The following is a 7,302-nucleotide window of genomic DNA, read 5'->3' as shown; positions in this document are numbered from 1 at the left end:
GAAAAATCGAATAGAAAATGCGACCCTAATTAAGATCGCATTTTCTCAAAAATTTTATTTATTTTGCCTGTCTACTTGACAGGGGTCTGTTCAAACTATATAATTTTCACCAGTTTCAATACTTTCTATATTTAAAGTAGAAGCTGCTCTTACATTTTTCTGAACACTTCTCATAATAGACTTCTTTACACTTTCAGAAGTCATTTCTTTTCCATTTTGAAATTTTATATTTTTCTTTAATATTATTTTCACAGTTGTTGGATTTATGTATTCATAACCATCAGCTAGCCAGTTTTCTATTTCCATACTTGAACTTAGTTTAAACAAAGTTTCCGCCACCCCGTATCTAACTGTGTACCATCCTGAGTAACCATTAGCTGGATCTAAACTTTTAGTACTTGAAGTTGTTCCAAAAACCAACTCCTTATCAGCTTTAACACTATTATAATCTTTATTGCATCCTACTAATGCTGCAAAACATATTATAGATAATATAAAACTTATTATTCTCTTTATCTTAATAATATCCACCTACTTATAAACTCTTCTCTTTTGTTTAAAATCTAAAATATCATGAACTGTATCACCTAAAAGATTAAAAAGTACTACTACAATTAAAATTGCCAAACCTGGTGCTAATATTGTCCAAGGTGCAAACTGAATATAACTCTTCCCTTCACTTATCATAGCACCCCATTCTGGAAAAGGAAGTGGTGAAGATAATCCAAGAAAGGATAAAGATGCTATTTCCATTATTGTTGTTCCTATATCTAAAGAAGCTGTAACAACAATATAAGGAACAATATTAGGAATAACATGTTTAAACATTATATACATATCACTATTTCCTGTAAGTCTAGCTGCCTTAATAAAAGTTTCATCCTTTATTTCAACAACTTTTCCTCTTGCTATTCTTGCATATTTAGTCCAGCTTATTAAAGCAATAGATATCATAGCATTAGTTATACCTCCACCTAAAACTCCTGCTACTGCAATTGCAAGTACTAAACCTGGAAAAGCTAGAAATATATCTACTATCCTCATTATAAACTTATCTAAATTTCCTCCAGAGTATCCACTAAAAACTCCAATAAATGTACCAAAAACAGCTGTTAAAATAACAACTGTTAATGCTGAAAATATGGTTCTACTGCCACCATATAAAATTCTTGATAAAACACATCTTCCTAAGGAATCTGTTCCTAGAGGATAAGTTTTATCAGGGCTTCTTAAAATATTATCTAAATCTACTGCATAAGGATCATTAGGTGCTATGTAAGGTGCTAATATTAATAATACTAATATTAAACTTAAAGCTAAGAGAATTCCATATAGCTTTAAGTTCCTTTTTATACTACTCTTAATTTTTTTTCTTTTGCTTTGAAAATTCATATATAACTCCTAAACTTCTTTTACTCTTGGATCAATTATCTTATATAGTATATCTGTTATTAGATTTATAACAATAAAAATAACTGCCATCCATAGTACATAAGCTTGTATTATTGGATAATCTCTATTTTTTATAGCAGTCAAAACAAGACTTCCTATTCCTGGCCATACAAATATGGATTCAACTACTGCAGTTCCTCCTAAAAGAGATCCAAAGGATAAACCAGTTAAAGTAACTACAGTAATCATTATGTTTCTTATTACATTTGGAAAAATAATTTTTATTTCTTTAACTCCTCTTGATCTTGCTCCCTTAACATAATCCTTTTGAATTTCTTCTATTACTGAAGCTCTTATCTGCACTATATACTTACTAGTCATTGCTATTGCAAGAGTTATACTTGGCAGCACTATACTTTTAGCTCCACTTTCTATTAATATAGGAAACCAGTTTAACTTAAGTGAAAATACAAGTACCAGTAAAAGTGCCACAAAAAATCCTGGCATAGAATTTCCTATAAAAGATAATCCTCTTATTATTTTATCTACAAGTCTATTCTTATATATAGCTGAAATTATTCCTAATGGAATTGAGATTAAAAGGGTTAATATCATACTTGAAGCTGCTAATATAAGTGTATATGGCAAATGTGTTTTAAGCTGCTCCATTACTGAAAGTCCTGTTATGTAGGAATTTCCAAAATCACCATGTAGCACTCCTAAAAGCCAGTTTAAGTATCTAACTATAAAACTTTGATCTAATCCAATCTCATGTCTTACACTATTTAAAAGCTCTCCTGTTACTACGGTTCCTTGAGAAGTCAGCATTATTTCTGCTGGGTCTCCAGGTGCAATGCTCATTAGTGCAAAAGACATAAAAGATACTACTATAAAAATCGGTATTATATATAGTATTCTCTTTAATATGTATTTTAAAATTGTTCTCACCTATCTTTTGTTTAAATTTTACCGTATGCTACTAGTGATGAGCCTTTATCTACATAAAAGGCAGCTGTATTATATAATACTACTCCATCAAATTCTGCATAACATGTATCTATCAATTGTCCAAAATAGTCTTTTATTTCCCCTAACTTTTGACCTTTCTTTATATTATCTCCAGCTTTAACATAGCGAATCCAACATCCAGAGTTCTTTGAATCTATATATCTTGCATCTGTAATTTCTTGTGGTGAAAAGTCTTTTATAGTTTTCTCGCCACTTAAAATATTTAATTCTATTAGTGCATTTAAAATATCTTTCTTATATGCCTTTACATCTTCTTCTCCACATACACCAAGGCATCCACGTTCTATTAAAATAGAAGGGACATCATAATTTATTGCAGCTGAAGTATAGGTTCCATTAGTAGTATTGGATTTAATATAATATTTTACATCAAAAGCTTTTGCCAATTCTATAGATTCTTTAATTATACTTTCTTTTGCCTTTCCTGGGTAGTAAATATGTGGAATTAAATCTTCATAAACATCTCCTCCATGGATATCTAAATAGTAATCTGCTTCCTTTAAAAACTCATTACTTAGTACATAAGCTATCTTTTCTGACACAGTACCATTTTTATTTCCAGGAAATACTCTTAGTAAATTTTTTTTATCTTCTGGTACTATTCCCGCACTTCTGCTTTCAAAGGCAGATATATTTATAGGATGAAAAATAATTATTTTTCCACTTACCTTATTTGGATTAATTTCTTCTGAAAGTTCCATAACTGCCTTTATTCCTTCGTATTCACAACCATGAATTCCTGATGTTATAACTATTGTTTTACCTGGTTTTTTTCCATTAATAATAGTTACAGGTACTTTTAATCCTGTATCAATTATTTTTAAATATCCTCTTACTTTTTCTTCTATGCTAATCTTCAGTTCATATGCGTCTAACTCTTTAATCATAAATAACACCTTTCATTTTTATTTCGTATTTGATAATTATTATCATTTTATTTTTTTTAAAAGTTTTTGTCAACATCGAGGTGCTAGGAGTTTTATACTTTTATATACATCAAAAAAAGGATACCCTTTTATAAAGGCTGTATTGTGAATAAAAGTGATAAAAATAGGCAAGTATCTAAACAAATGATACTCGGAAGTGATTGATTTGTGCTTAGAAAACTATTTTAAAATTTTAGAAAATATAAAGCTTTTAAGTGATGTGGCTAAAATGAAATTATTAATAGATATAAGCATTTTTATTAATGTTTCAAATAATAAAGAAACAACAGAATTAATTTGCCCTCATTGTAAAAATAAATACTGGGTTTGTTATGCCAAGAAAAGTAGATAAAAGAGGAGGCCAATCAAGATATAGAGGCATATCTAAGGAAAAAGTATGTGTTTTAACTGCATTAGATAATACTAATAATCTATTTATTGCTCCAATAGCTATGGGTAAGCCATCGTCAAATGATCTTATAAGAAGTATCGGTAAGATTATGAAACCAAAAAGTTTACTTATAACAGACAGTCTTTTTAGTTATAAGATATTATCATCTTATTGTGAAATAAGTCATGTGTGGCTATTCCCAAAGGTCTTCATAGCTTTAAACAATACAACATTCAAAAAATAAACAGCCTTCATAGCAACTTAAAGAGATTTATAGCTGTTTATAGAGGAGTATCAACAAAATATTTAGCAAATTATCTAGCTCTTTTTAAATTTATATTTTCAAAATTTGATGTAAATCCAATAAATATAAAAGGCGAACATCCCTATTTAAGCACGAACTTTAAAGGACGTCCACCTATATTTGAATAGCTAGTTTTACTTATCACTCTATTTAAAAATACAGCCTTTATAAATAGGTATTCTTATAGTTCTTATTCAGGTTTTATAGATTGTATCTCTTTATACTTTTTCATACGTTCTTTATAGATATCCATATTTTTAACTGCAGCTAATGTTTCAATAGTTTTTCCAATATCCGAAGCATGAATCTCTTTTCCTGTTAAAGTATCATGTGCATATGTTAACTGCTCTTTAGGAAATTTAAACTTAAGACTTCTATTTACTATTTCTATATTTCCTTCTATACCACATGTACAACATATAGCTTTAGTAGATTTATTATCTAAGAAAAAGTTTTTTGAATGACAATGAGGACATACTCCTTCTTCACCTTTATAAGAAGCATTATTTATATCCTTTGCAGCTTCTGCAAGATTTTTTCCTATTTCCTGAACTCTCTTTATTCTATCTTTGTCAACAATAATATTGCTTGACCATGGAAAAACCTCATTATCTATAATCTTCCACATTGGAGTTAATGCTTGTATTCCTGTGTCACATTGAAGCTTAGTTATCCAGTCTGAACCTCCAAGCCCCATATATGAAACTACCTTATCTTTTAAAATTCTTGGATCTGGTATTGTTCCACCATTCTTCTTTGCTAGTTCAGTTGCATATATATTATTACCTCTATCCATTCTTGGTCCAAAACGATCTAATAAAGTATGGAATATTCCTGGTGCTCCCTTTTCAAAAATAGGTATTGCAAAAAGTATTCCATCTGCATCTAACATTTTATCTAATAACCAATCAAAATCATCTTTATGTATACATCTATTGCCTCTTCCAGACATAAGTGATGCTACACAGGCAGTACATCCAGTACAATGTTTTATATCTAAATCCATTAATCTTATAAACTCAATTTCTGCTCCAAGTTCCTTTGCTACAAATAAAGCTTCTTTACACATTGAATCATTATTTCCATTTTTTCTTCCACCCGAAATCCCTAGTATCTTCATCATAAATCCTCCACTTTCGTAAATATATAAATTAATTTAATGAATATTTTACCATAAAATAAAGAATTTTATAATAAAAGAATTTATTTCATAAGCAAAAAAATAACTGATACCTTATGCATCAGTGTACATTATGTATCAGTTATTTTTATTTATCTTCTTATCTTCTTTTCTTCTTTTCATAATTATTAAATAAAAGTAAGGCTACAATACTAAATACTATTGGTCCTGCTATTTGGAAGATAGTTGATATGTAATCTCCTGCTTCAATTGCTGGTTGAACGATAGTAAATATGTTTGCAAATCCAACTGTAAATATTACTACTCCTGCACATACATAAGCAAATGTCTTACTCTTAAATATTACGAATGGTTTAAGTATACCATCATTCTTCTTAAATGATATAAATGCAATTGCTAAGAATATAGTTGGTATTGTCATAGCAACATTACTCATTAGTATTAAGTAATCTAAAAATACTGCAGCTGTATCTCCTCCAAATGAAGAAATGGTAATAATAGCAACAACTGCTGCACATTGAATCCACATAGCTTTTACTGGCATTCCGTTTTTATCTGTTTTTGTCCAACTTTCAGGCCATATTTCCTTTGGAGTTCCTTCAATAATTTGCTTTAATGGTGAATAAATTAAAGTAAAGAATGCTCCAATTAAAGCTAAGAACATTGCAAGTCCAATATATCTAGCAAACCAAGTACCAAGTATATCAGCTGAAGCAGCTGACATTCCGAATACATTACCTAATTGTACACCTAGGTTTCTAATTACAACATATGATACATTAGCTCTACTTACTTCTGGTGAGCTTAAAACTGAGCTCCAGTTAGTACATAAACCAACCATTAATATACCTATTGAATATCCGATTCCTATTACTATAGCTGATATCTTTATTCCATTTGGGAATGTTTTTTCAGCATTTTCAGTTTGGTCAACTAAACCACCAACAGCTTCTAGACCACCATAAGCAAATATAGCATAAACTAAGAATGAAAATATTGCTAAAGTTGATGTATAATTTGGGTTTGGTGAATTAAAGAATGCTGATAAACTTAAAGGTTCTGCAGCCTTAAATCCATTTCCTATAAATACTATTATAGCTCCAACTAATAATACTACATTGGCACTAGTTACAAAGAATCCTCCAACAGAAGCTATCTTTGAGATACTCTTTAGCCCCCTTGATGAAAGATATGTAATTACTATCATAAGTGCTACTCCAAGAATTGCTAATGTCTTAGGAGCATTTAATCCAAATAAACTCCAAGTAGAAGTTTTATCGCTACCAAAAATTAAATTTGATAATGGAACCCATATAGATGAAGATACACTAACCATCCATACTATATAAGAAGCAAACCACATAAATGTACCTACAAAGGCAAATTTAGGTCCTATAGATCTTTGCATCCAAGCATATATTCCTTTTTCTTCTTTGAATGCTGAACCAAACTCAGCCATCATAAATGCATAAGGTATAAAGAAAGCTATTGCTCCAAAAAGATACCAAGGAATTGCCGAATATCCCATTAAAAGATAAGCTCTTGGAATATTGTTAAATCCAAAAACTGATGTAAAAATCATCAAAATAAGTGCAACTAACGTAAGTTTATTCGTTTGTTTATTATCTTTACTCATCTTATTCTCCTTCACTAGTTAATTTTTCAATTTTCTTTTGTTGTTTTTGATTTATTTATTACTATAATAACAAATTTTTTAACAATATGCTATAGTTTATCGATTTAATTTCAACTTTTTTCATAAAATATAGTTTTTTCAAAATAAGAAAAAAATTATTTTTAGAATAGTATCGATTTATCTACACAAACTATTAAAAAATATTATTTAAAATCAAAAATATGATAATTTGTAGATTATTGACAATTATAAAGGAGAAAAATAATTATGAAAATTTTAAAATTCTTACTTATTTTTGTACCCATAAGTTTTATTGCTAACTTTATGAATGCTTCAGGAACAATTATGTTTTTATTATCCTGCATATCAATAATTCCCTTAGCAGGACTTTTAGGCGGAAGTCTATAGTTAATAAAAAAGTGTACAAATGTGTTTGAAAATGTTAATATGTACCCGAGAGGTGAGATTAACATGAATAAACAT

At 29.2% G+C, this 7,302-nt stretch carries 8 protein-coding genes and 1 pseudogene; 3 read left to right on the top strand and 6 right to left on the bottom strand.

Features of this window, described 5'->3' with window-relative positions:
- Positions 1-90: 90 nt before the first annotated feature.
- The 4 genes from BM384_RS13795 to BM384_RS13780 are packed head-to-tail and all read right to left on the bottom strand — an operon-like array spanning position 91 to position 3,308.
- A complete protein-coding gene (locus BM384_RS13795; protein WP_090014444.1) occupies positions 91-531 on the bottom strand; it encodes a periplasmic substrate-binding domain-containing protein in 441 nt (146 codons plus the stop codon).
- Complete coding sequence (nikC, locus tag BM384_RS13790) at positions 532-1,392, bottom strand: nickel transporter permease (RefSeq protein ID WP_090014442.1); 861 nt, start codon at positions 1,390-1,392, stop codon at positions 532-534. It abuts the gene before it with no gap.
- Positions 1,393-1,401: 9 nt separating this feature from the next.
- A complete protein-coding gene (gene nikB / locus BM384_RS13785) occupies positions 1,402-2,340 on the bottom strand; it encodes a nickel ABC transporter permease (RefSeq protein WP_347455082.1) in 939 nt (312 codons plus the stop codon).
- 11 nt (positions 2,341-2,351) lie between these two features.
- Positions 2,352-3,308 carry a M14 family metallopeptidase gene (locus BM384_RS13780; protein WP_090014440.1) on the bottom strand — a complete coding sequence of 319 codons (957 nt, stop codon included), beginning with the start codon at positions 3,306-3,308 and terminating at the stop codon, positions 2,352-2,354.
- A 196-nt stretch (positions 3,309-3,504) separates the two neighbouring features.
- On the opposite strand from BM384_RS13780, the gene BM384_RS17755 reads away from it, so the two are divergent.
- Both BM384_RS17755 and BM384_RS13770 read left to right on the top strand, forming a co-directional pair.
- Complete coding sequence (locus tag BM384_RS17755; RefSeq protein ID WP_207650728.1) at positions 3,505-3,699, top strand: hypothetical protein; 195 nt, start codon at positions 3,505-3,507, stop codon at positions 3,697-3,699.
- Positions 3,680-3,982, top strand: a complete 303-nt coding sequence (locus tag BM384_RS13770) for a hypothetical protein (RefSeq protein ID WP_090014436.1) — start codon at positions 3,680-3,682, stop codon at positions 3,980-3,982. Before BM384_RS17755 ends, BM384_RS13770 begins: the two co-directional genes overlap by 20 nt.
- A 250-nt stretch (positions 3,983-4,232) precedes the next feature.
- Here BM384_RS13770 and BM384_RS13765 read toward each other — a convergent pair whose 3' ends face one another.
- Complete coding sequence (locus tag BM384_RS13765; RefSeq protein WP_090014435.1) at positions 4,233-5,162, bottom strand: flavodoxin family protein; 930 nt, start codon at positions 5,160-5,162, stop codon at positions 4,233-4,235.
- A gap of 160 nt (positions 5,163-5,322) precedes the next feature.
- Positions 5,323-6,819 carry a glutamate/gamma-aminobutyrate family transporter YjeM gene (gene yjeM, locus BM384_RS13760; RefSeq protein WP_090014433.1) on the bottom strand — a complete coding sequence of 499 codons (1,497 nt, stop codon included), beginning with the start codon at positions 6,817-6,819 and terminating at the stop codon, positions 5,323-5,325.
- Positions 6,820-7,086: 267 nt separating this feature from the next.
- Between yjeM and BM384_RS17415 the strand changes: the two are divergent.
- Positions 7,087-7,215, top strand: a pseudogene (locus tag BM384_RS17415) (cation transporter); the annotation flags it as partial.
- Positions 7,216-7,302: the final 87 nt, after the last annotated feature.

Origin of the sequence: Clostridium sp. DSM 8431, from assembly GCF_900116755.1 — a bacterium.
In the GTDB taxonomy this organism is placed as follows: domain Bacteria; phylum Bacillota; class Clostridia; order Clostridiales; family Clostridiaceae; genus Clostridium.
The sequence above is the reverse complement of the archived record's forward strand: the minus strand, read 5'-3'. Positions and strand labels throughout refer to the sequence as shown.

Coding starts and splice junctions, on each gene's coding strand:
- nikC (WP_090014442.1), bottom strand. CDS start 1,392: ATGAATTTTCAAAGCAAAAGAAAAAAAATTAAGAGTAGTATAAAAAGG.
- BM384_RS13780 (WP_090014440.1), bottom strand. CDS start 3,308: ATGATTAAAGAGTTAGACGCATATGAACTGAAGATTAGCATAGAAGAA.
- BM384_RS13770 (WP_090014436.1), top strand. CDS start 3,680: ATGCCAAGAAAAGTAGATAAAAGAGGAGGCCAATCAAGATATAGAGGC.
- BM384_RS13765 (WP_090014435.1), bottom strand. CDS start 5,162: ATGAAGATACTAGGGATTTCGGGTGGAAGAAAAAATGGAAATAATGAT.
- yjeM (WP_090014433.1), bottom strand. CDS start 6,819: ATGAGTAAAGATAATAAACAAACGAATAAACTTACGTTAGTTGCACTT.